The 21,894-nt window shown below is 47.7% G+C and carries 15 protein-coding genes, 1 tRNA gene and 3 pseudogenes; 10 read left to right on the top strand and 9 right to left on the bottom strand.

The window, feature by feature from the left end:
- Nucleotides 1–34: 34 nt before the first annotated feature.
- Nucleotides 35–955 carry a kdo(2)-lipid IV(A) palmitoleoyltransferase gene (gene lpxP / locus OGY04_RS20915; RefSeq protein WP_057066900.1) on the bottom strand — a complete coding sequence of 307 codons (921 nt, stop codon included), beginning with the start codon at nucleotides 953–955 and terminating at the stop codon, nucleotides 35–37.
- A gap of 440 nt (nucleotides 956–1,395) precedes the next feature.
- On the opposite strand from lpxP, the gene OGY04_RS20910 reads away from it, so the two are divergent.
- Entirely contained in the window at nucleotides 1,396–1,638 is a 243-nt protein-coding gene (locus OGY04_RS20910; RefSeq protein WP_008785383.1) for a DUF2545 family protein, read from the top strand.
- A 109-nt stretch (nucleotides 1,639–1,747) separates the two neighbouring features.
- Here the strand turns inward: OGY04_RS20910 and pgtP are convergent, their stop codons facing one another.
- Nucleotides 1,748–3,139: a phosphoglycerate transporter PgtP gene (pgtP, locus tag OGY04_RS20905; protein ID WP_071445187.1), complete on the bottom strand. Its 1,392-nt coding sequence runs from the start codon at nucleotides 3,137–3,139 to the stop codon at nucleotides 1,748–1,750.
- A 415-nt stretch (nucleotides 3,140–3,554) separates the two neighbouring features.
- Here pgtP and pgtC point away from each other — a divergent pair, with 415 nt between their 5' ends.
- The 3 genes and pseudogenes from pgtC (at nucleotide 3,555) to pgtA (ending at nucleotide 7,998) form a co-directional block, all read left to right on the top strand.
- The gene (gene pgtC / locus OGY04_RS20900) at nucleotides 3,555–4,754 is read left to right on the top strand and encodes a phosphoglycerate transport regulator PgtC (protein WP_286586020.1); all 1,200 of its coding nucleotides are present in this window, start codon (nucleotides 3,555–3,557) and stop codon (nucleotides 4,752–4,754) included.
- Between the two features lie 11 nt (nucleotides 4,755–4,765).
- Nucleotides 4,766–6,760, top strand: coding sequence for a two-component system sensor histidine kinase PgtB (gene pgtB, locus OGY04_RS20895; RefSeq protein ID WP_172111188.1), 1,995 nt, complete (start codon nucleotides 4,766–4,768; stop codon nucleotides 6,758–6,760).
- Nucleotides 6,750–7,998, top strand: a pseudogene (gene pgtA, locus OGY04_RS20890) (two-component system response regulator PgtA). The gene pgtB and the pseudogene pgtA overlap by 11 nt, the downstream one beginning before the upstream one ends.
- Before the next feature lie 105 nt (nucleotides 7,999–8,103).
- On the opposite strand, the gene OGY04_RS20885 reads toward pgtA, so the two are convergent.
- Entirely contained in the window at nucleotides 8,104–8,643 is a 540-nt protein-coding gene (locus OGY04_RS20885) for a DUF2058 domain-containing protein (RefSeq protein ID WP_020996692.1), read from the bottom strand.
- Between the two features lie 372 nt (nucleotides 8,644–9,015).
- Between OGY04_RS20885 and OGY04_RS20880 the strand changes: the two genes are divergently transcribed.
- Complete coding sequence (locus OGY04_RS20880; protein ID WP_286585976.1) at nucleotides 9,016–10,914, top strand: methyl-accepting chemotaxis protein; 1,899 nt, start codon at nucleotides 9,016–9,018, stop codon at nucleotides 10,912–10,914.
- A gap of 76 nt (nucleotides 10,915–10,990) precedes the next feature.
- Here OGY04_RS20880 and OGY04_RS20875 read toward each other — a convergent pair whose 3' ends face one another.
- Nucleotides 10,991–11,599 carry a DUF1062 domain-containing protein gene (locus OGY04_RS20875; protein ID WP_286585975.1) on the bottom strand — a complete coding sequence of 203 codons (609 nt, stop codon included), beginning with the start codon at nucleotides 11,597–11,599 and terminating at the stop codon, nucleotides 10,991–10,993.
- A 343-nt stretch (nucleotides 11,600–11,942) separates the two neighbouring features.
- Nucleotides 11,943–12,974, bottom strand: a complete 1,032-nt coding sequence (locus OGY04_RS20870; protein ID WP_048234803.1) for an isoaspartyl peptidase/L-asparaginase family protein — start codon at nucleotides 12,972–12,974, stop codon at nucleotides 11,943–11,945.
- 313 nt (nucleotides 12,975–13,287) lie between these two features.
- On the opposite strand from OGY04_RS20870, the gene OGY04_RS20865 reads away from it, so the two are divergent.
- The 3 genes and pseudogenes from OGY04_RS20865 (at nucleotide 13,288) to OGY04_RS20855 (ending at nucleotide 16,141) form a co-directional block, all read left to right on the top strand.
- Nucleotides 13,288–13,920 (top strand): ECs1377 family protein, encoded by a 633-nt coding sequence (locus tag OGY04_RS20865; RefSeq protein WP_048234804.1) that lies wholly within the window; start codon nucleotides 13,288–13,290, stop codon nucleotides 13,918–13,920.
- Between the two features lie 57 nt (nucleotides 13,921–13,977).
- Nucleotides 13,978–14,364: pseudogene (locus OGY04_RS20860) on the top strand (tail protein (tape measure)); the annotation flags it as partial.
- Nucleotides 14,365–14,980: 616 nt separating this feature from the next.
- Complete coding sequence (locus OGY04_RS20855) at nucleotides 14,981–16,141, top strand: EpsG family protein (protein ID WP_081364666.1); 1,161 nt, start codon at nucleotides 14,981–14,983, stop codon at nucleotides 16,139–16,141.
- A gap of 62 nt (nucleotides 16,142–16,203) precedes the next feature.
- On the opposite strand, the pseudogene OGY04_RS20850 reads toward OGY04_RS20855, so the two are convergent.
- The 3 genes and pseudogenes from OGY04_RS20850 to OGY04_RS20840 all read right to left on the bottom strand — a co-directional run bounded on the left by OGY04_RS20850 (nucleotide 16,204) and on the right by OGY04_RS20840 (nucleotide 18,628).
- Nucleotides 16,204–17,373: pseudogene (locus tag OGY04_RS20850) on the bottom strand (tyrosine-type recombinase/integrase).
- A 163-nt stretch (nucleotides 17,374–17,536) separates the two neighbouring features.
- Nucleotides 17,537–17,611, bottom strand: a tRNA-Arg gene (locus OGY04_RS20845).
- 75 nt (nucleotides 17,612–17,686) lie between these two features.
- The gene (locus tag OGY04_RS20840; protein ID WP_003834842.1) at nucleotides 17,687–18,628 is read right to left on the bottom strand and encodes a formate/nitrite transporter family protein; all 942 of its coding nucleotides are present in this window, start codon (nucleotides 18,626–18,628) and stop codon (nucleotides 17,687–17,689) included.
- A gap of 288 nt (nucleotides 18,629–18,916) precedes the next feature.
- Here OGY04_RS20840 and mlaA point away from each other — a divergent pair, with 288 nt between their 5' ends.
- The gene (gene mlaA / locus OGY04_RS20835) at nucleotides 18,917–19,672 is read left to right on the top strand and encodes a phospholipid-binding lipoprotein MlaA (RefSeq protein ID WP_003028190.1); all 756 of its coding nucleotides are present in this window, start codon (nucleotides 18,917–18,919) and stop codon (nucleotides 19,670–19,672) included.
- 59 nt (nucleotides 19,673–19,731) lie between these two features.
- Here mlaA and fadL read toward each other — a convergent pair whose 3' ends face one another.
- Entirely contained in the window at nucleotides 19,732–21,063 is a 1,332-nt protein-coding gene (gene fadL / locus OGY04_RS20830) for a long-chain fatty acid transporter FadL (protein WP_020996688.1), read from the bottom strand.
- A 371-nt stretch (nucleotides 21,064–21,434) separates the two neighbouring features.
- On the opposite strand from fadL, the gene OGY04_RS20825 reads away from it, so the two are divergent.
- Complete coding sequence (locus OGY04_RS20825; protein ID WP_003834838.1) at nucleotides 21,435–21,719, top strand: YfcZ/YiiS family protein; 285 nt, start codon at nucleotides 21,435–21,437, stop codon at nucleotides 21,717–21,719.
- Nucleotides 21,720–21,894: the final 175 nt, after the last annotated feature.

The following is a 21,894-nucleotide window of genomic DNA, read 5'->3' as shown; positions in this document are numbered from 1 at the left end:
GTAGAAAAAAAGAAAGGCCTTACGGCCTTTCTTTTTAGATATACAACGAAGCTTCACCCATCGGGCGAGTTTTGAAGCGACGGTGGATCCAGAGATACTGCTCGGGTGCACGCATGATCTCTTTTTCGATAATTTTGTTCATATACGCCGCAGCCTGGCTTTCATCTGCCGGGTAACCTTCCATTTCTGGGGTGATGAACAGGCGGTAACCGGTGTTATCTGCTTTTCTCACCATGGTTACGGTCAGCATTGCTGCGCCCGATAATCGTGACAGCACGTAGGTACCGTTGGTGGTCGCCACGTCTTTGACTGCGAAGAAGGGGGCGAATGAACTCCCTTTACGACCATAGTCCTGATCGGGGGCAAACCACACTGCCTCGCCTTTTTTCAGGGCGCCGACAATACCACGCAGATTATTTCTGCCGATCATCGCCTTGTTGGAGCGCATACGACCGCGGGTTTGGATCCACTCCATCAACTTATTATTGTGCGGGCGATAGGTTGCCATCATTGGCTGGCAAAGCCCCATTACGCGACCACCCAACTCGAGCGACATAAAGTGTACGCCAACGACCATCACGCCACGGTTTTGCATCTGAGCGCGCTTCAGGTTGTCCAGCCCTTCTACATCAAACCATTTACGCACCCGACGGTCCGGCCAGAACCAGGCCATACCTGTTTCAAGCAGCCCCATGCCGAGCGAACGGAAATTCTCATCGACCAGTTTGTCTCTTTCTTCCTGTGACAGATTTGGGAAACAGAGTTCGAGATTTTTACGTGCAATAGATTCACGGCGTTTTAAAAATGGACGAGCCAGCGTTCCTGTATGGGTACCAAGAAAACACAATACGGGATAGGGAAGCTGTACCAGTAACCAGAGCACACCAACACCAAACCATGTGAGCCAGTAGCGCGGATGCAAAAACGCGCGTGAAAATTTACATTGGGGGAACATAAGCACCTGTTGTTGATACGAAATAGATGTATCGCGAAGATTCTTTGCCTGTCGCTTTACACTCTGCACTGATCGTTAGGCCGCCATGAACGACATTGGTTCCTGTAAAGAGTGTAAAACTGAGTCAGGACAAAACCACGAGGGGGCATGAATGATCGGACGCACAATGTACACCCGAAAATTAATGTCAGCCAGAAATAATTACTCAAGATTCGTAAATGTTTTTAGGGCGATTAAGGGCAAAATTTCGCCTATATATAATTCGTTGTTTTTATGATGATTAAATAAACGACGGAGAAACAGTGTAATAGTAAGCGGTCGAATGATTTTTGTGAATAAAATGTTGCTCAAATTGCATGCGGATAGGAATTATCTTAGAATATAAAGTTAAGGGAGTGTAAGGACTTACGTTAAGTTTACGGCAGACAGGAGGTATCGCTATGCTCTATTTCTGGACCTTTCTCATACTGAGCATTCTGTGCGTCAGTTGCTATATCTGGCAGGTTATAGGCGCTGCGGCGTCAATTAGCGCTTTTCTCGGCATGGCCATCCTTACGGCATTAATTTACGTTTTTACTATGCGGCTGACCAATGGTAACGAAATGGTAACTGGATTATTCCTGTTTCTTGCTCCGACATGTGGTTTGATCATTCGCTTTATGGTCGCGGATGGTAAGCAATAATTTGCAATGTTACGTTTAGCAATAAATTATCACTTTGGGTTATTTATTATTTATCTGAGTTTATCGAAGTGCCAGCATCGCTGGCACTTTTTTGTGAGACCGAAATGAATTACCGGGCATCCGCCAACTGGAGTGATGCTTCCTCTTGCTGAGCATTTTTTCGCTGTTGCTCAAGTTCCAGCGCACCGCGATGAGAGAGGTAGCAGAACAGGATGCAGCAAACAATACCCCCCATCAGCAGATAGAAGCCGCCGTGCCACCCCATTTTGTCGACCATTACGCCAAACAGACTGGTGCCCAGCGATGCGCCAAAAATGTAGCTCATAAATCCGCGCAGTCCTACTGCAGAACCTACTGCGAAGCTGGGGACGATTTCCATCGTCTGAACAGAAGCGAGGAACTGTGGAACATAGATCAGGCAACCCACAATGGCGGCAAAAATAGTGACCATCAGCAGGGATTCACTTTTCCAGTAGCCGATCAAACAGACGAAAATCAGCGCCATACAAATCATGGCCAGCGGCATGCGACGGCCTTTAAACAGTTTATCGGTAAGCCAGCCCGCCAGTAATGTGGAAGGGATTGCCGCCCATTCAAAAAACAGAAAAGCGATGCTCATTTGCTCTTTCGAGAAATGTTTTTCGGTTAACAGATAAATAGGCAACCAGCTAATCATGCCAAAACGCACCATATAGACGAAGACATCTACCAGTGAAACATACCAGGCATTCTTATTACGCAGCACATAGGTGCAGAAAATCTGGAAGGCACTCATATTTTCTGGCGCCTGGTCAGTGTGTCGGGAATTTAATACTACTTTTTCTTCCGGCATCATTTGTTCCAGAGCCGGTAAGCCTTCCTGGCGCGGTGAACCTTTCCCCAGCATCAGCACAATAAAAGCAAACAGTACGGCAACACCGGCCGGGACAATATAGCTGGCGCTTTGCCAGTGCTCGCTCCCTAAAATGGCAAAGGCGGCACCAACAATCGGAGCGACAATACCACCGCCAACGTTGTGAGAAATATTCCAGAATGCGCCGACGCGTCCACGTTCTTTACGCGGAAACCAGTTGGCGATGGTAATAAATGAAGGGCCAACGCCCATACCCTGGAACAAACCGTTGAAAACGACCAGAGCGGCAAAAATCCAGAATCCGGTACTGAATCCTAAACCGACGTTTACGATGGCGCACAGAACCAGGCCGCATGCCATAAAGACCTTAGGGCTGGCCTTGTCTGCCAGACTACTCATAATGCCTTTACTGATCCCATAGGCAATAAGCATACAACTGCTGAGTAGACCAATTTGCGTGGCACTGAGATCCAGATGTTCTTTCAGGTACGGTGTTGAGAGCGTGAAGTTATTACGCACAATATAGTACGCAAGATAGCCAAGAAATACGCTGAGTAATGCCTGAATGCGGTATCGGCCATAAGTTTCCTGGACTTTCTCCGCCGGGACTTTATTTGCCGCTGGCCCTGCCTTAAATATGGATAACATATCATCACCTAAATTTATATTGATGTGAATATCAGGATTTTTCGCAGTGAAGAGTGAAATAGATGGCAGAGAAACTCAAGTTGATGAAATGAGTCACTATTGACACAATTTGTGGATTACGTGGCTGATTTTGACTCTTTTTAAATAATGGCTTTTCAATTCTATTCTTTTACGAACGCTTTTATCATCGGCGTGTGCGGATATTAACAAATTCAGACTGCGTTTTCGGGTATTCTTTACCGATGTCGTCACTTTCCGTTTGGTTATTCTACGAATAACCTTATTCTTCCCCCAGTCGGTGATAAACGGGTAAGTTTTGTCTCAATATTATTTTTTGCATATGTTGGTATTTATGAACGGGATCACAAACAGACTTTTGGGCCGGGGGCGTTGTTGGGCGTTCTCGCTCTGTTTTATGTCGTTGTCGGTGAGTTGCCTGGCGCAGGGTAAAGAGCTGGTAATGGCGACAACCTTTTCCCCTGGGGCAACGGCCTGGATTATTCAGCGTTGGCAGACTGAACCGGGGTCGGTGATGATTCGCACGTTAAACCGGACCAGCAGTTCGTTGGAGCAACTGCTGGATACCGCGAATGCGGAAAATGTTGATCTGATTTTGACTTCATCCCCTATGCTGTTGCAGCATCTGCAGGAGCATCAGAAGTTGGCGCCTTTCGAAAATGCGTTGCCGGAAAGCCAGCGGCTGGTGCCAGACTCTATCCGTTCGACCTCCGTGGCAGTGGCGATATCTGGTTTTGGTCTGTTGATTAATCGTTCTGCGCTGGTGGCACGGCATCTGTCGCCTCCTGCCGACTGGGGGGATTTAACGCTGCCTAAATATCAGAACGCGCTGTTGATGAGTAGCCCATCGCGTTCGGATACCAACCATCTGATGGTTGAGTCATTGCTACAGCAAAAAGGGTGGGAAGCGGGGTGGGCGACGCTGCTGTCGAGTGCTGGAAATCTGGTGACGATTTCATCACGCAGTTTTGGCGTAGCCGACAAAATTAAGAGTGGCCTGGGCGTGGCGGGGCCGGTCATTGATAATTATGCCAACCTGTTGCTTAACGATCCTCACCTGGCTTTTACCTATTTTCCACGCTCGGCGGTATCGCCAACCTATGTTGCTGTTCTCAAGAACAGCCAGCACCCCAATGAAGCGCGTCGTTTTATCCGCTATTTGTTAAGCCCGGAGGGACAGCGGATCCTTGCTGATGCGAATACGGGGAAATATCCGGTAACGCAGCTCGCATCTGATAATCCCCGCGCTGCTCAGCAGGCTATTTTACTGAACCAGCCTCCGCTTAATTATCGGCTGATCCTTAAGCGACAACAGTTAGTCCAGCGGATGTTTGATACCGCCATCAGTTTCCGTCTTGCGCAACTGAAGGATGCATGGCGGGCACTATACAGTGCGGAAGCACGCCTGAAACGCCCGCTACCCGAAATCAGAGCCTTGCTTACCAGCGTTCCGATAGATGCCAAAAGTAGTGAAGATGAAGCCTGGCTTGCGCAGTTTGATAATAAAAGCGTTGCCGAACAGCAGATGATGGAGTGGCAGCTCTGGTTTCTTAAAAACCAGCGTCAGGCGATATCAAAACTGGAAGAATTAAAATGAAAGGAGGATCGATACTGCAACGCCTTCGCCAACTCAGCATCAGCAGCAGTCTGCGGGGAGCCTTTCTAACGGGCGCATTACTGACGTTGAGCGTAAGCTGCGTCAGTTTGTACTCCTGGCATGAGCAGAGCTCGCAGATACGCTATTCGCTTGATGATTACTTCCCGCGCGTGCATTCCGCTTTCTTGATTGAAGGAAATCTTAACCTGGTTGTGGACCAACTGAATGAATTCCTGCTGGCTCCCAATACGACGGTTAGGCTGCAACTGCGCAATCAGATAATCTCGCATCTGGATAAAATCGAAGTGCTGAGCAGGGGGTTGCAACCAGCAGAACAGCAGCAACTGGCGGTGATTTTGCAGGACAGCCGGGCGCTGATGGCGGAACTGGACCGGGTGCTCTACAACATGTTCCTTGTACGCGAAAAAGTGAGCGAGCTTTCCGCGCGCATTGATTGGCTACATGATGATTTTACTACTGAGCTGAATTCACTGGTGCAGGATTTTACCTGGCAGCAGGGGACGTTGCTGGATCAAATCGAGGCCAAAAATGGTGATGCGGCGCTGTATCTCAAACGTGCCCGAGAGGTGCAAAACGAGCAGCAGCAGGTCTACACCCTGGCAAGAATTGAAAACCAGATCGTTGATGATTTACGCGACAGGCTCAATGAACTGAAATCGGGTAGCGACGATGGCATGCTGGTGGAGAATCACATCCGCTACCTGGAAAATCTGAAGAAAACGGCGGATGAAAATATCCGCACCCTCGATGACTGGCCCAGTACTATCACACTGCGACAAACTATCGATGAGCTGCTGGAAATCGGGATGATGAAAAATAAAATGCCCGATACGATGCGCGATTATGTCGCAGCGCAAAAAGCGCTGGTTGATGCCAGCCATGCCAGAGAGGCCACGCTTGGGCGCTTTCGAACACTGCTGGAAGCGCAACTGGGGAGTAGCCATCAGCAAATGCAGACGTTTAACCAGCGGCTGGAACAAATTGTTCGCGTCAGCGGTGGACTTATCCTGCTGGCGACGCTGCTGGCGCTACTTCTCGCCTGGGGGCTTAACCACTACTTCATTCGCTCGCGTCTGGTGAAGCGTTTTACTGCGCTCAACCAGGCCGTGGTGCAAATTGGTCTTGGCAGAACGGATGCCTCTATCCCGGTATATGGACGCGATGAACTGGGGCGTATCGCAGGCTTACTGCGTCATACCCTGGGCCAGTTGAGCGCGCAAAAAAATCAGCTGGAGCAGGAAGTGACCGAGCGCAAGGAGATTGAATCCGATCTTCGTGCAACGCAAGATGAGCTGATCCAGACGGCAAAACTGGCGGTGGTCGGCCAGACTATGACCACGCTGGCGCACGAGATTAATCAACCGCTGAATGCGCTGTCGATGTACCTGTTTACGGCAGGGAGGGCAATCGAACAGGGGCAACCCGCTCAGGCCAGAAGCACATTAACCAAAGCGGAAGGGCTGATTACTCGCATCGATGCCATTATCCGTTCACTGCGTCAGTTTGCTCGCCGGGCCGAACCTGGCACGCCTCTGCATCCGGTCGATCTCCGACAAACGTTCAACGCTGCCTGGGAACTGTTGGCCATGCGACACAAGCCACAGCAGGGTACGCTGACGCTCCCAGACCGGGGCGTGTGGGTGGCTGGTGATGAAGTGCGTATCCAGCAGGTGCTGGTAAACGTCCTGGCAAATGCGCTGGATGCCTGTCCGGTTGCGGCGAAAATAGAGGTTCACTGGCAGACCGAAGGCAGCCGGTTGTGCGTATTTATCAGCGATAACGGCCCCGGTTGGCCTGGAGCATTATTACCATCACTGTTAAAACCGTTTACCACCAGTAAGGATGTTGGCCTCGGTATTGGCTTATCGATTTGTGTATCGTTAATGATGCAAATGAACGGCGAACTGCGCCTGGCGTCGACCCCGGGGCGCAATGCCTGCGTCGTTCTGCAATTTAATCTGACGGATGTAAACGATGTTGAGTGATGAATATTCTGTTCTGCTTATTGATGATGATGCCGATGTTCTTGACGCTTACACCTTGTTGCTTGAACAGGAGGGATATCATGTATTCGCATGCAGTAACCCTTTTGATGCCCGAAATTGGCTGCAGGCCGACTGGCCAGGGGATTGTCCTGAGCGACGTGTGTATGCCTGGCTGTAATGGAATTGACCTGATGACGTTGTTTCATCAGGATGACAATCAGCTTCCGATCCTGTTGATCACCGGACATGGCGATGTCCCGATGGCGGTGGACGCGGTGAAGAAAGGTGCGTGGGATTTTCTGCAAAAGCCGGTTGATCCAGGCAAACTGCTGGTGTTGGTAGAGGATGCGTTGCGGCAGAGAAAATCTGTGATTGCACGTCGTCACTATTGCCAGCAAAAGCTCCAGGTTGAACTGGTCGGCTACAGCGACTGGGTTAATCAGTACCGCCAGCGCTTACGGCAACTGGCGGAAACGGATATTGCCGTCTGGTTTTATGGCGAGCCGGGAACGGGGCGTATGACCGGAGCCCGTTATTTGCATCAGCTTGGGCGCAGCGCTGAAGGACCGTTTATCCGCGGGGAATTGACGTTAGAGAATGCGGGGCAACTCAATGACCTTATTGCCCAGGCGCAAGGGGGAACGCTGGTCCTGAGCCATATTGAGTGCCTGACGCGCGAACAGCAGCACCAGCTGGTGCATTTGCAAAGCCAGGAGCGGCGTCCGTTTCGCTTAATTGGCATTGGCGCCACTTCGTTGGTGGAACTGGCGGCAACTAATCAGATTGTGGCCGAACTTTATTACTGTTTTGCGATGACGCAAATTGGTTGCCAGCCGTTGTCTCAGCGCCCGGATGATATTGAGCCGCTGTTTCGCCATTATCTGCAGAAAGCCTGTCTGCGCCTGAATCAACCCGTGCCCGAGGTTGACGGGGAATTACTAAAGGGAATGCGGCGTCGCGTGTGGTTAAGCAATGTTCGAGAGCTGGCCAATGCCGCCGAGCTTTTTGCCGTTGGGTTATTGCCACTGGCTGAAACCGCGAATCCACAGCTACATTTGCCCGAACCGACACCGCTCGATCGTCGCGTCGATGAGTACGAGCGACAGATCATTACCGAAGCGCTTAATATTCATCAGGGACGTATTAATGAAGTGGCGGAGTATTTACAAATTCCGCGTAAGAAACTGTATTTGCGCATGAGAAAATACGGACTGAGCAAGGAACACTATAAGTTTTAGCAGATGGCGTGTGGGGAAGAAGAGCGGTTGACGGTATTTCGGTGGCGGCGCTAGCGTTCACCGAAATACGCGACGGAACTCTGGGTGATTATCGGGGTGTTTTTCTTACCACATCAAATCGTCAGGAATGACAAAATCAGCATACGGATCGTCTTCGTCCTTCGCTTCCTGGCTCAGTTCGCAATTGAGAACAATATAGCTTGCATCGCGCTGGGCAATCTTGTCGGCGACAACAGCCGGGATAATGGCGTATTCGCTCTCGCTGCTGCTTTCAGCTGTCAGGCGGGCAATGGCCAGACGGCCCTTGATCAACTGAGACTGGGTTACTTTATCAACATAAACTTTTTTGATCAGGTTATTGTCGGTAAAGTTGTAACCAATATCGCCACGGGAAATGGTGATTTTGTTCATTTCAATCAGTTGCTTGATCTGCGCTTTGTATTCTTTAGACAATGCGGCCTGCTTCTGCTGTTCGCTGAGCTGCTTATCACGCTCGACCTGTGCTTTTTTATTTTCTTCAACCGCTTCTCTGGCTTCACGAGCCTGAACGCGCGATTTTTTCGCCGTTCTCTGCACTTTCGCCATTTTTTTGCTGCTGACCAGACCCGCTTTAAGCATCTGTTCTTGTAGGGTAAGTTTTGTCATTGTCGCTTCTAATCCAAAAAATCGTTGTAAGGATTATAACCTTAACGTTCGGCGGGACGCCAGAATGATGGCCGCGCCATGGCTGTTATCTCGGGCTGCTGTCACTGTCATGTGCTTCTCTCTCTATCTGAATCAGTTGATGATTACCTGATTCTTTAATAAAAAATAATATGCCAAATAAGTTAGCAAAATGGAGCATAGATTCGCATGTGTTAATTATTTAGAGTTTTATTCTAATTGAAGTAATTAAATAGAGTTATCTTGGCAAAAATTTAATCTAAAAAACAAACAGTTGCCCATTGTTCAAATTTAAAGAGCCGCTTCTTTACGCCGATAACCATAATGAATATATGGATAATGGAGGGAAGTGGCATGTGGTGGGTTTATCGAATGCCGATGAAAATGAAGTTAATAATTGCGCTACAACCATTATTACTGGCGTTATGTTGGTTTGCTGGTTCAGGAATATTAACGCGCATTGAGACAGAACGGCAGATGGAGAATATTGCCCAACTGACAGCGCTCGCACGCAGTGCCGGAAATGTAGTGCATGAATTGCAAAAAGAACGCGGCATGAGTGTCGGGTTTCTGGGGGCTGAAGGGAAGACGTTCAAAGATGAGTTAAACGCACAGCGGACTTTGACCGATCGCGAGATCGAGATATTTGTGCGGTCACTGTCCGATACTGCCTTACCGGAAGGGGATGTCGCCACTTCTGTCGCTGCGTTTAAGAAAAATATTCTTTCGCTCGCTACCATCCGCGAAAACGTCACGCAGTTGGGGCTTCCGGCTTCAGATGTGGTTAAGTTTTATACCAACGTCATTGCTGATGTGCTGAATTTTGTGGGTAGATTGGGGCAGTTGACGGATTCTGGTGAGATGGCAAACGCATTCGCCGCCTACTACAACCTGCTGAATTTGAAAGAACAGGCGGGTATTGAACGGGCGCTGTTATCAAATATCTTTTCCTCCGGTCATTTCGCCGACGGACAGTTACATCAACTCAGTGATGTCGTCAGTAAACAGAACGTTTGGTTGGCAGAATCGTTACGCCTGAGTTCACCGGAACAGGCGGCCATGTTGAAAAGCCGCTTACAGTCAGCAGAAGCGTCAAAAGCCCTCTCATTTCGCGAGATCGCGTTTAACCATGTCGAGAACGGTGGATTTGGTGTCGATCCTACGGTCTGGTTTAAAGTACAAACCCAGCGTATTGAAGTGATGCGGCAGATAGAAAATGTGACGGCGAATCGTCTGTTGGAGAATGCAGAAAAACTCGCGCAGGATGCACGAAAAAACTGGCAAATATATATGGCTGTTAGCCTGTTAGCGCTCCTGGCATCATTGACGTTCGCTGGGGCCATCGCAATCAATATGCACCGTCAGTTTAGTGACACGCTACGCAAGATTGCGGGTATGAATGGCGATCTGACTCAACGTCTGGCGACCCCGGGCAAAGATGAGCTTTCCTCACTTAATCGTGCCTATAACACGATGCTGGAAAGTATTCAGCATATTGTACAGGAGATTAAGCAAGGCTCCGTGGTTTTGTCCGATGCCAGTAGCAGTATTACGGCGGGAAATCAGGATCTGGCTCAACGTACAGATGAACAGGCTGCATCAATAGTAGAAGCTGTGGCCAGCATGGAGCAGCTATCAACTGCGATTACGCAAACAGCGGATAATGCCCGCGAAGCTGAGCATCTGACAATCAGACTGGAAAAAGAGGTCCGACAGGCCAGTAACGTTGCTAGTGCGGCAAATCAGAGTATGGGGGATATTCGCGCTTCCAGTGAGAAAATCTCGAATATTGTGACCTCGATTGATGATATTTCGTTTCAGACTAACTTACTGGCGCTGAATGCGGCAGTGGAAGCAGCACGGGCTGGAGAGATGGGCAGGGGGTTTGCTGTCGTAGCCAGTGAAGTGAGAAATCTTTCGCAGCGTTGCGCCAAAGAGGCTAACCAAATCCGTGAGCTGGTCGCGCAGAATATGGTCAAAATTAGTGAGGGCGTTGAACGGGTTACTGCATCTGCTACCGCGCTGGAAGCCGCGGCGGATAATACCACCAGTATGAAGCAATATATTGCAGATATCGCTCGTGTGGCGACGGAGCAGTCACAAGGGGTAACCCAGATAAACCTGGCATTGCGACCGATGGAGCAGGTTACACAGCAAAATGCGGCGTTGGTATCTCAGGCTGCGAGCGACAGCCAGCGGCTGGACAATCTGTCGGCAACCATGAAGGATCTGGTTAACCGTTTTGTTGTCTGACGTGATGCAGTTTAACCGACCCGGAAAACATACCGGGTCGGTTAAGTCTCATCGCCTTATTGTAAGTTGCATACTGTTAACGCTGGCTCAGAACAACTTTTCGCTGAGTACATAATATGACTACTGACAGCTTAAAATCCAATTGTCTTGTCATGAGTTTTCGGGATTTAAGTTCTTTCATCGTAACACCGCGAATATGACCTTCATCTATCAGTTTCTTTATCTCTGCAGTGCTGAGTAAAAGCTGTCGCTTCAATATCGATAGCACATTAATCTGAAAAGAATGGGAAAGTCTGATGCTGACGGTGACGTTCTGGCCGCTGTTGATGCTGACCTGCCACTGTTCCTGAATACGAAAATCAGGTTTACCTGCAAGCTCAGCATTATTCCGGTTCAGGGTCGCTTTATCATTGGCAAAATAGTGAACTGTACTGGCATCGTTAGTGATAAATCGATGATACAGCTCGCGATTGATTTTGCTGACGTGAAGCCGTGAAAACAGCGAGATGTTCCATGTGTATTCGCAGTGGATGCTTTTATAAATACTCCAGATATCGAGCACTTTCTTTTGCGAATTGACTCTGAATGCTCCGGAAGGTGCGAATTCGCGTTTTACATTACATGATGGACAACGCTTAGCTATGCGCTGGTACCCGACAGGGGTGACAGTCCATGTGACTTTCATACCATACCTTTTTTAACCCAAATAAATTCGGATCCGTTTTGAACGAACCATCGTTTTTATGTGAGAAAAATATTTTTTAAATATTTTTCAGTGGGTTAAGAAAAGATTTCTAACACAGTGACCCTTTCTGCCAACAAATGAATCTCGCGAGATTATCAGTGTGGATACACTCAAGTATATGAGTTCAATCAATATTTATTATGTTGCCCGGAGGGAGTGCAACTTATGGCGTCGGTCATCCTGGTAATTTCTTCCTGTAGGTATTCGAGGGGAGGTTGTTGAAAAGAGAAAGGGACTGACGTGAGTCACAGAGCATCCCCGCCTTTATGGCGGGGAAACATCATTAACGATAAATGGCTACAACAGGTTTTCCGTCATTACCTATGGTTCCCCGGTACATCCCTTCAGAGTTGAAGGACATGGTGTAATTACCTGCTTTATCAAGCACAATAACCCCACCGCTGCCATTCAGCGCCTTAACTTCATCCAGGGCATTCTGTGCTGCGTCCTTTAAAGGGATATTGCGGTATTTCACTTGGGCTGCAATGTTATAAGCGGTAAGCGTGCGGATAAACATTTCTCCTGAACCGGTTGCGGATACCGCCACGGTTTCATTGTCGGCATAATTACCTGCGCCAATGATAGGTGAATCTCCTACTCGTCCGTAACGTTTGTTGGTCATTCCGCCTGTAGACGTTCCGGCAGCCAGATTACCTTCTTTATCCAGTGCAACAGCACCGACAGTGCCATATTTATAGTCATACATCATCGGATCAGCAAACAGAGCTGCGCTCTTTCCGTCGTGATCCAGGAGCACTTTTTCTTTTTTAATTGCATTCTGTAATTGCTGCCAGCGAAAATCAGTTTTGAAATAAGCCGGATCAACGATTGCGAGTCCCTGTTCTTTTGCAAAGGTATCCGCGCCTGTCGAGACCATGAGAACATGTGGACTTTGCGTCATAACGGCATACGCCGCATTAATTGGGTTTTTAACAGTGGTTACACCGGCAACGGCACCGGCTTTTCGGCTTTTCCCGTCCATAATGGACGCATCCAGTTCATTGCGGCCATCGTGGGTAAACACGGCGCCTTTACCTGCGTTGAAGAGAGGGGAATCCTCCATAACATTAATCGCTTTCTGAACGGCTTCCAGGCTGCTACCGCCTTTATTCAAAACGGCATAGCCAGCATTCAGAGCTTCAGTGAGTTTTTCTGTATACTGCTTTTCTTGTTCTGGTGTGATGGTATCTTTTGTAATAGTACCGGCACCACCATGGATCACCAGCCGTATCGGCGATTGCGTGTCTCCCCATGCGGGAGTAGTTAGTAAGGTACATAGGGTCAAGGTAGCGATACAGGTCTTGATTCTGATCATATGAATAAATTCCTTTTTTCTAGGCGATGAATCATTTCGGACAATGTCACCGGTAATTTTTATTGTTACCGGTATTAACCAGCCTGCTTGGGAGTAGCTTCCCTGATGAGTAGGCTAAAAATTAATCATAGCTATATTTCAATAGTCATAATTCATGTGAATTGATTTTAGTCATAAAATATTTTTAATGATTGATTTACCAAATAATGAAGCGTTTCCGCAGAAGTTTCTCTCATTCCACTGACAATGCCTGCAGCCTGTCGGTGGTAAAGTGAGCAACCAATACCGAAATCTGGCCAGAAGGGAATTCAGTGTGACCGAGCGTATTGATTATCAGGCTGAAAAATACAGTTTTACTGAGGCGAGAGAGTGTTCCCGTCTTACCGGCCAGTGGGCTGATGTTATTGCTGAATGCCGGGAAATGAAGGCGGGGCCCCAAGAACGTCTGCGTATTGCTTTATTGAATGTGGACTACGTGACCAGCTTTGAGCTGCCTTTCCGCCTGTTATTACTCCGTACCCCGCAACTGATTGCCAGTGTGCGTGAAGAGCTGCAGCTTAGTCAGAAAAACGTCATCTTTAACGGCAAACGCTTTGGCTGTGTTTACAGCCTGAAAGCGAGTCTCGGCGGGATCCCGGATGAATTTCAGTACCACCTGTCACATCGCATCCGGCGCATTAGTCCTGCAGGTTCAAGCGAAGCGCCATATCAGCAGATTGCTAAAACAGTAAAAGCGCCGCGTGAACGTCTGAAGCTGGCACTGGAATCGGGCCTTGATGTTACTGCGCTGGACGGGCTTTTCTGGTTTGGCAGCCAGCGTATTGCCGCTGATGTGTTGAGGCTGAGAAAAGCAGGGATGCGGATAGCGACAAAGCAGACAATGGTGTCCGACAATCTTACTGCAACAGTGAGGAATGTGCCTTTTTATCGCCTGGCACAGGGATGAACTGACTGGTAAATGAAGGAATTATAACGGGGAGCATAAGAATTTATGGTGTCCCTGCAGGCGGTAACTCCACAGCAAGATGCGTTCGGTAGCGTAGACCCTGTTCAGCAACTGGCGAACGAGAATGCCAGAAAACTCGCGCTTATTCAGGCATTCGAGCAGCAGGGGCTTATCACTCATCAGAACGCACTTATGTTACGTGCTAGCGCTGACAAGGAATACGAGCAGGCGCGCATCGCTGCCCAGTGGGAGATCTTTCGCAACCAGAGCGCAGGCAATGAAGCGCTGGCGGCGTCATTTGATGCACTGGCCGGTAATGCGTCCAATGCCTTAACCGGCATCATTACTAGGAGCATGTCAGCTTCTGATGCTCTGCTATCGATCGACAATACTGTCCTGAACAGCCTCATCAATACTTTCGTCCAGATGGACGTTGAGTGGGTGATTTTGGTCTTGGGGCCATTTTCTACGCTGCACAAAATGCATGAAATATCGTTTTCAATGAAGTTGATGCTATAGGTTTTAATCACAAGAATGCTGGAGGATCGTGTGCTTCGTTTAGTGGTAGGTCTAGGGTTTCAGGATTATAGGTGGATCATATAACAGGAGTTACCCTGGTGAGGGAATGCAGCCACAAGCGGCTGTGGGGATTAACATCGGTGCTGATTGTGATTTCTATCACATAGATTGCCAGGACGTAACTGGGGCATCAGCATCATTCTCCATTGCTGCTAACTCTGCTGCATCAAAGAACAGGATGATTGTTCACAACCGAGGCCAGTTGGACACTCTATGCCTGTGGCGATAGAGGCACCTGGAACTAGCATTCTGAATAAATATCCATTCAAGTTATTGGTTTCTGTATCGTCATCAGGAATTTCAGTAAATGGTAACCCACTTAGTGGAATTACAACCACCGCGCTGTCTTTTAAACCAGGAAGTACGCTATCATGTGATGCGGCAACCCAGTACCTGGCAGCCTATCCAGAGTAGCACCTCGCGTTGCAAAACAATATTATTCAAGTAAAATGTGAGTCCTATAAAATTTAGGGCTCACATTATGGGATTTTACTTACTAACTGCATTGGTTCTGTGGATTTTATCAACGCCAAGAGTTATTGGAGGGATTGAATCTGGGGTTGGCTTACTATTTTCTACAGTAATAATATTTATATTCTTTGCATTCAGGTATGAGACTGGATTTGACTGGATGGTATACCAGCAGTATTTTAATGCTGTAAAGGCAAGTGATTTTATGGCGCTAACTGGAGAAACAGTTAGCATGGAGCCATTTTATTATCTTCTAAACTATATTATATCTCGTGCTGGTGATTTCCAGTTGCTTCTATTTGTTATTGCAACTATAAACATAATATGTGCATTCAAGTTTTTTAGATATTTCAACGCAAGCACAACGTTTTGCTTTGCATTCGTTTTTTGCTGGGCACTCCTTCCAATGTGGATGGGAACCATAAGGCAGTCACTGGCAGTATCAATGACAATGATTGCCATTATGAAACGGATTGATGATAAGAATAAATCGTCATTCATGTTTATGATGGTTGCCGTTCTATTTCAATACTCTGCTATAATGTATTCATTTATTTACTTTAATAGAGTATTCTCTTACTTAATAAAACGATCTTCAGTTTTTGTTCCAGCATTTTTTGCTTTCTATCTTATTTCACCTGCAGGAATTGGTCAGTTTGCTGTAAATTTTATATCATCTCTAGGTATACCTTTTATATCTAATAAATTATCAATATATGTAACATTTGGTGCATCCGAAAAGTCATTTGGCGCAATTCTTTTTGCTTTTACAAACTGTGTTTTATTCTTTTACTCTCGCAAGGTTGTAAACAGGAATGATTTATCTGGTAATATATTTTTATCAGCGCTTTTTGTGCTTATAGCAACGCAGACGTTGCTTTTTGACTTCGCTCTAATATGGAACAGGATATTATACATAACCGGCTTTATTCAGGCAGTGCTGGTGTACAAAATACTAAAAAATTTAATTATTAGAAACAGAATTATAGTTTATTTTTCTGTGGTAACTCTAAGCATGCTATCCGTTTACAAGTTGATGTCTACTGATGCATCGATACCGTTTGTTCCATACCAGAATTATATTGTATCAGATATGTTTTCAGAAAAAGGCGATGGTGAAAAACGAGCTCATCTGTACTATCAACTTTTCGAAGAAAATAACGGTAAGTGAGTTGAGACAAAAACGGGACACACAAAGCTTTGCATCGGTTTGCAAGGCTTTGTGTCACTTCCCTATGATACCTTCTCATCAAGCCAGTCAGCCCACCACTGCATCATTTCACATCGCGTATCCAGATATTCAGCGTGGTTATTCACAGAGCGGGTCCCACCACTTGCGTGTGCCAACTGCATTTCTATTGCGTCACTATTTCAGTGCTTCTCGTTTAGTACGGTGCTGAACTGGTGCCTGAATCCGTGGCCGCTTGTTTGTCCTTCATAGCCAATGCTGCGAATAACCCCAAGAACAGCGTTTTCGCTGATTGGCTTCTTCCTGTCGTTTCTTCCCGGGAAGCAAAGCGAATACTGACCAGTTATATGCTGCAATACTTTGAATAGCTCAACAACCTGATCTGACATAGGGATGATGTGAAGCCTGCGACCTTTCATTACCGATGGATCGATATGGATTATCTTGTTCTCATAATCTATTCCTGACCATGCCAGCGATCTCATTTCCACGGTCCGCATGGCTGTATAGTGCAATACCTGTGCTGCTATCTTCATTACAATCCAGCCGCCATAAGCATTCAGGGATCGCTGGAATTCATGTATGCGATGCATGGGAAGAAAGGGGTAGTTGTTCTTGCGATATCCCTTTATAGCCCCAGCAAGGTCTGGAGACGGATTGTATTTAGCTCTTCCAGTTACGATCGCATAACTGAAAACCTCACCACATCTGCGCCTGGCTTTATCAGCACGCTCCATTGCGCCCCTGTCCTCGAACAGCCGGATGACCTTCAACAAAGTCATTGGCTCGACTTCCTCCATGTGTAAATAATCGATGATCGGCAGTATGTCATCTGTGAACATGCTCATCATCTCGTCAGCATATCCTTTCGACCATTCCTTTGATTTGTGAGCATGCCATTCATGGAAAATGTCATCGAACGAATCAGTTACAGCTTCTTTCTCTTTCTTCTTTATAGCTTGCTTTTGTTCTGCCGGGTCAACACCTGCCAGCAACTTCATTTTTGCTTCTGACTGTTTTGACCTGGCCTCTGTGAGAGGTATTTGCGGGTATGGCCCAATAACCAGCGTTTTTTCCTTACCGTCGAACCGGTAACGCATGCGCCACACCTTTTTACCTGACGGGGGAACGAACAGGAATAGTCCTCCGGCATCTGCCAGGCGATATGATTTTTCCGCAGGCTTTGCTGCGTCGATTTGCTTTACCGTAAGCATGCGGGCATAAATCCATGGTCATTTTTCTGTATGCCCACAATATGCCCGCAAAAGTTTGGCGTAGTTAATTCATGTTGAGTAATGTGTGGTAACGTCGAAATGTTTGTATGGCAGTGATATCAGGGATTTTGGTAATGAGAGGAAATGGCGGGTAACGAAGAAATGGTGTCCCCTGCAGGAATCGAACCTGCAACTAGCCCTTAGGAGGGGCTCGTTATATCCATTTAACTAAGGGGACGAAGCGGCACGAGTATAGCGTTTTTTACTCACAACGGTAAGTCTCAGGCCGCCCGACTGCTCAAACAGTCACCATTCAGGCCTGTTTTTTCTGGTTTTTCTGCTTTTGCTCATCACGCTTTGCTTGCAACCTGGCTTCTTCCTTGCGTTTGTTGCTCATATCATTGCGGATCTGCGCATGGCTCATTAGCGCGAAAATAAACGTTCCGCCACAGATATTCCCGGCGAGCGTTGGTAGCGCAAAGGGCCAGAAAAAATCACTCCAGTGCAGCGTGCCATTAAAGACCAAATAGAGAATTTCCACCGAGCCGACGACGATATGCGTGGTATCACCTAACGCAATCAGCCAGGTCATCAGAATAATGACCACAATTTTTGCCGCTCCGGCGGCGGGGAACATCCACACCATGGTGGCAATTAACCAGCCGGAAATGATGGCGTTGGAAAACATCTCTGTTGGCGTATTTTTCATCACATCCATACCAATTTTCACGAAGGCATCGCGGGTCTCTTCATCAAAAATCGGCATATGTTCAAACGCCCATGCGGCAACCCCGGTGCCAATAATATTACCCAGCAGAACCACGCTCCACAGGCGCATCAACAGGCCAAAATTGCCGAGGGTAGGGTTTTGCATCACCGGCAGTACAGCGGTGACGGTATTTTCGGTAAAGAGTTGCTGGCGGGCCATAATGACAATAATAAAGCCGAAGGTATAACCGAGGTTCTCGAGTAAAAATCCCCCTGGCACACCTTCCAGCTGTACGTGAAAAATCCCTTTTGCCAGTAGCGAGGCGCCCATCGACAGTCCTGCTGCGATGGCTGACCACAGTAGCGCCATCGCGTCACGCTCCATCTCTTTCTCCCCATCCTGGCGAATATGTTCATGGATTGCCATGGCGCGGGAGGGGAGTCTGTCCTCATCAAGCTCTATCTTTTTCCCTGTAAGCTTTTCATCGCTTTCCACCTCGAGTTCGTCGCTGTGTCGATCAATCTTATCTTTCTTGATGTCATTCATAGCCGAATCCTGAATAAGCACGTATTGCTAAAGCGTAGCGGCTTTTGTCTGAAAATCAGCGGGAGAAAGTCTGAGATAGCAAAAATAGTAACGTTTGTTTTTATCGGGTTAGTTAGAATAGAACCGCCGCGGAGTGCGCATTACCAGGCTATGATCAAATCAGTAAGACAGGGTATATAGACATCATTTGACGTGCTGTTACAATCGCTCACATCTAAACAGGCGGATACGTCATCGTTCCGTCATGGATGGCAATCAGCGATAGCCATAAAACACAGGGAGACACTTATGAAGCTTCGCCTGTCGGCGCTTGCGCTGGGAACCACACTTTTGGTGGGGTGTGCGAGCTCCGGTACTGAACAGCAGGGGCGTTCGGACCCATTTGAAGGGTTCAACCGCACCATGTACAACTTCAACTTTAATGTTTTAGATCCATACGTTGTTAGACCCGTAGCTGTTGCCTGGCGTGACTATGTTCCGCAGCCGGCGCGTAATGGTTTAAGCAACTTTACGGGGAACCTTGAAGAGCCGGCCGTCATGGTCAACTATTTCCTGCAAGGCGATCCTTATCAGGGGATGGTGCACTTTACCCGTTTCTTCCTGAATACCCTGTTAGGTATGGGCGGCTTTATCGATGTGGCAGGTATGGCTAATCCGAAGTTGCAGCGCGTTGAACCACACCGCTTTGGCAGTACGTTAGGCCACTATGATGTTGGTTACGGGCCGTATATGCAGCTTCCGTTCTACGGTAGTTTCACGCTGCGTGATGACGGTGGTGATATGGTCGATACGCTGTATCCGGTACTGTCCTGGCTGACCTGGCCGTTGTCGATAGGCAAATGGACGGTTGAAGGGATTGAAACTCGCGCGCAATTGCTCGACTCTGACGGTCTGCTGCGTCAGTCTTCCGATCCTTACATCATGGTGCGTGAAGCTTACTTCCAGCGTCATGACTTTATTGCGAACGGCGGGAAACTCAAACCAGAAGAAAACCCGAACGCGAAAGATATTCAGGATGATTTAAAAGAGATCGATTCTGAGTAAGGAATTGGGCAAATAAAAAGGTGAGCTAAAAAGCTCACCTTTTTTACGTCTGAAGAAAATCAGAATGCGTAGTTCAAGTTCATACCGTACAACCAGGCTTTCCCTTCAGATTCAAAGGAGTATGGGCCTTCTTCGAATTTCACTTTCTGACCGTGCATATAAGAGATGCCAACATCCAACGATGCATCCTTATTAAAGGCGTAGGTTGTACCCGCGCTCAGCCAGAAGCGGTCCTGATCCGGAATAGAGATGGAACGACGGTTTGCCGGAACCGGGCTATCATCAAAGGCGATACCGGTACGGAACGTCCAGGTATCATCATAGTAATAGGTAGTACCGAGCGCGATGCGATAGGAGTCTTTGAAGCCTTCTTCTTTATAGAACAAGGTTTGGCCGTTGTTGCCTTTTGCTTTCAGCTCCTGGAACTGACTCCAGCTGGTATAAGCCATGCTGTAGTGAACCGCCCACTGTGGTGCAACGCGGTTATAGCCTGAAAACTCCCACATTTCTGGCAGGTTCAGATCAAGTGAACCATCGATCGTGCTGCCGTTGGTTCCTGCTGGCAGGCTCGCGAACACCGGACGCAACTGCGCAGGAATACGGTCCATTGATGGCAGATTGCTGCGGTAATCACCGTTGAAGTCAATTTTTACTTCAGAACGGTAGGTGAAACCGTAGCGGTTATCTTTATCTACTTCATAAAGAAGGCCAGCATTCCAACCGAAGCCCCACTCGTCACCTTTCAGGCGCGCAATCTGTGTATCTGCCGGATATTGCGCGGCCAGTGATGGAGGAATTCTGCCCCCGGAGCCTGCAACGATCTGCTGTGGTAAATCGCCAGCATAGCGTTCAAGCTTCGCTTTTGCATAGACGGCGTTTAAACCGAGACCGAAGCTAAAATGATTGTTCAGGCGATAAGCACCGCTCAGGTTTAGATTGAGCGTTTCCAGATCGGTTTTCCCGCCCATCGAGCCTGCTGTGTAATTATTGTTAAACTCCGTAGCCAGGCCGTAGTTAGAGGTGACTGAGGCCCCCCAACCAAACTGATCGTTAATTGGAGCAACAAAATGCACGTTCGGTATCCAGGCTGTTGGGGCGATATTATCCTGGCTGGCGTCATTGCCAATACGCGAGCGACCGGAAATATCTACATCCGGGTCAACGAAAATTGCACCTGCTGAGAAAGTAGGGCGATCGAACATCATAATCAGTGCCGGGTTACGACTGGCGTTACCTGCATCATCTGCAATTGCGCCTTCACCCGAATATGCCCGGCCAAGGCCAGAGGAAGAAAATTCGTTTAACTGAAAGCCTGCAGACCAGGCCTGTGTGGAGATAATTGCCACTGCGACTGCGAGAGCAGACTTTGTAAACAGGGTTTTCTGGCTCATGACCATAACCTCATAGATTTATTTTTATACAAACAATGTTACATGCCGTAACAGGAGCGCGAAGTGTAGGGTCTGAGGTACGACTTAGAAATCAGACCAGTGGCGTGAGTATAGGTCGGACCAGCTGGAATGTTGCAAGTATGTTTATAAATATTTTCAAATTTGATCAGAGAAACGCGATCCAGCTGGCAAAATTGCGGGGGTGCGCACTCACCTGTTTGGGCGATTTTTGTTTTAGATCATTTTTAAGTGTGATTTCGGTCACTTATCGCATTTCATACAATTAACGACTGGAGAGGCGAATAATGGGAGCGTAAAATATCCCTATCGTTTATCTGGCACCTCAGGTGCGAATACAGAGGAAATCTACAATGAGTAAATGCAGTGCTGATGAAACCCCGGTTTGCTGCTGTATGGATGTTGGCACCATCATGGACAACTCCGATTGCACCGCGTCCTACAGCCGTGTGTTCGCGAACCGCGCAGAGGCAGAAGAAACGCTGGCTGCTCTGACCGAAAAGGCGCGTGGCGTGGAATCTGAGCCTTGCCAAATCACCTCGACCTTTACTGAAGAGTCAGAAGGTGTGCGTCTGGATATCGACTTTGTTTTTGCCTGTGAAGCTGAAACGCTGATCTTCCAACTGGGCCTGCGTTAATACCCTCTGCAAAAGCCCTTGCTATCAGATAGCAAGGGCTTTTTCGTAACTGTCAGTGATTATTCACTGTGTCTTAGCTCCCACTTTCTTTTCTCTCCGCTTGGCTAAATGTAAAAAATTGGTTAAGACTATGATCAGGTCAGACCACTTATTTTATTTTTTTACAGGGGAGTGT

The organism is Citrobacter sp. Cpo091 (genome assembly GCF_030332645.1).
GTDB classification, from domain to species: Bacteria; Pseudomonadota; Gammaproteobacteria; order Enterobacterales; family Enterobacteriaceae; genus Citrobacter; species Citrobacter portucalensis.
Note: the sequence above shows the minus strand (reverse complement) of the source record. Positions and strands in the feature narration are given on the sequence as shown.

Bases quoted from the DNA above. Each gene is read 5' to 3' on its own strand.
- lpxP (WP_057066900.1), bottom strand. From the start codon at position 955: ATGTTCCCCCAATGTAAATTTTCACGCGCGTTTTTGCATCCGCGCTAC.
- OGY04_RS20910 (WP_008785383.1), top strand. From the start codon at position 1,396: ATGCTCTATTTCTGGACCTTTCTCATACTGAGCATTCTGTGCGTCAGT.
- pgtP (WP_071445187.1), bottom strand. From the start codon at position 3,139: ATGTTATCCATATTTAAGGCAGGGCCAGCGGCAAATAAAGTCCCGGCG.
- pgtC (WP_286586020.1), top strand. From the start codon at position 3,555: ATGTCGTTGTCGGTGAGTTGCCTGGCGCAGGGTAAAGAGCTGGTAATG.
- OGY04_RS20885 (WP_020996692.1), bottom strand. From the start codon at position 8,643: ATGACAAAACTTACCCTACAAGAACAGATGCTTAAAGCGGGTCTGGTC.
- OGY04_RS20880 (WP_286585976.1), top strand. From the start codon at position 9,016: ATGTGGTGGGTTTATCGAATGCCGATGAAAATGAAGTTAATAATTGCG.
- OGY04_RS20875 (WP_286585975.1), bottom strand. From the start codon at position 11,599: ATGAAAGTCACATGGACTGTCACCCCTGTCGGGTACCAGCGCATAGCT.
- OGY04_RS20870 (WP_048234803.1), bottom strand. From the start codon at position 12,974: ATGATCAGAATCAAGACCTGTATCGCTACCTTGACCCTATGTACCTTA.
- OGY04_RS20855 (WP_081364666.1), top strand. From the start codon at position 14,981: ATGGGATTTTACTTACTAACTGCATTGGTTCTGTGGATTTTATCAACG.
- OGY04_RS20840 (WP_003834842.1), bottom strand. From the start codon at position 18,628: ATGAATGACATCAAGAAAGATAAGATTGATCGACACAGCGACGAACTC.
- mlaA (WP_003028190.1), top strand. From the start codon at position 18,917: ATGAAGCTTCGCCTGTCGGCGCTTGCGCTGGGAACCACACTTTTGGTG.
- fadL (WP_020996688.1), bottom strand. From the start codon at position 21,063: ATGAGCCAGAAAACCCTGTTTACAAAGTCTGCTCTCGCAGTCGCAGTG.
- OGY04_RS20825 (WP_003834838.1), top strand. From the start codon at position 21,435: ATGAGTAAATGCAGTGCTGATGAAACCCCGGTTTGCTGCTGTATGGAT.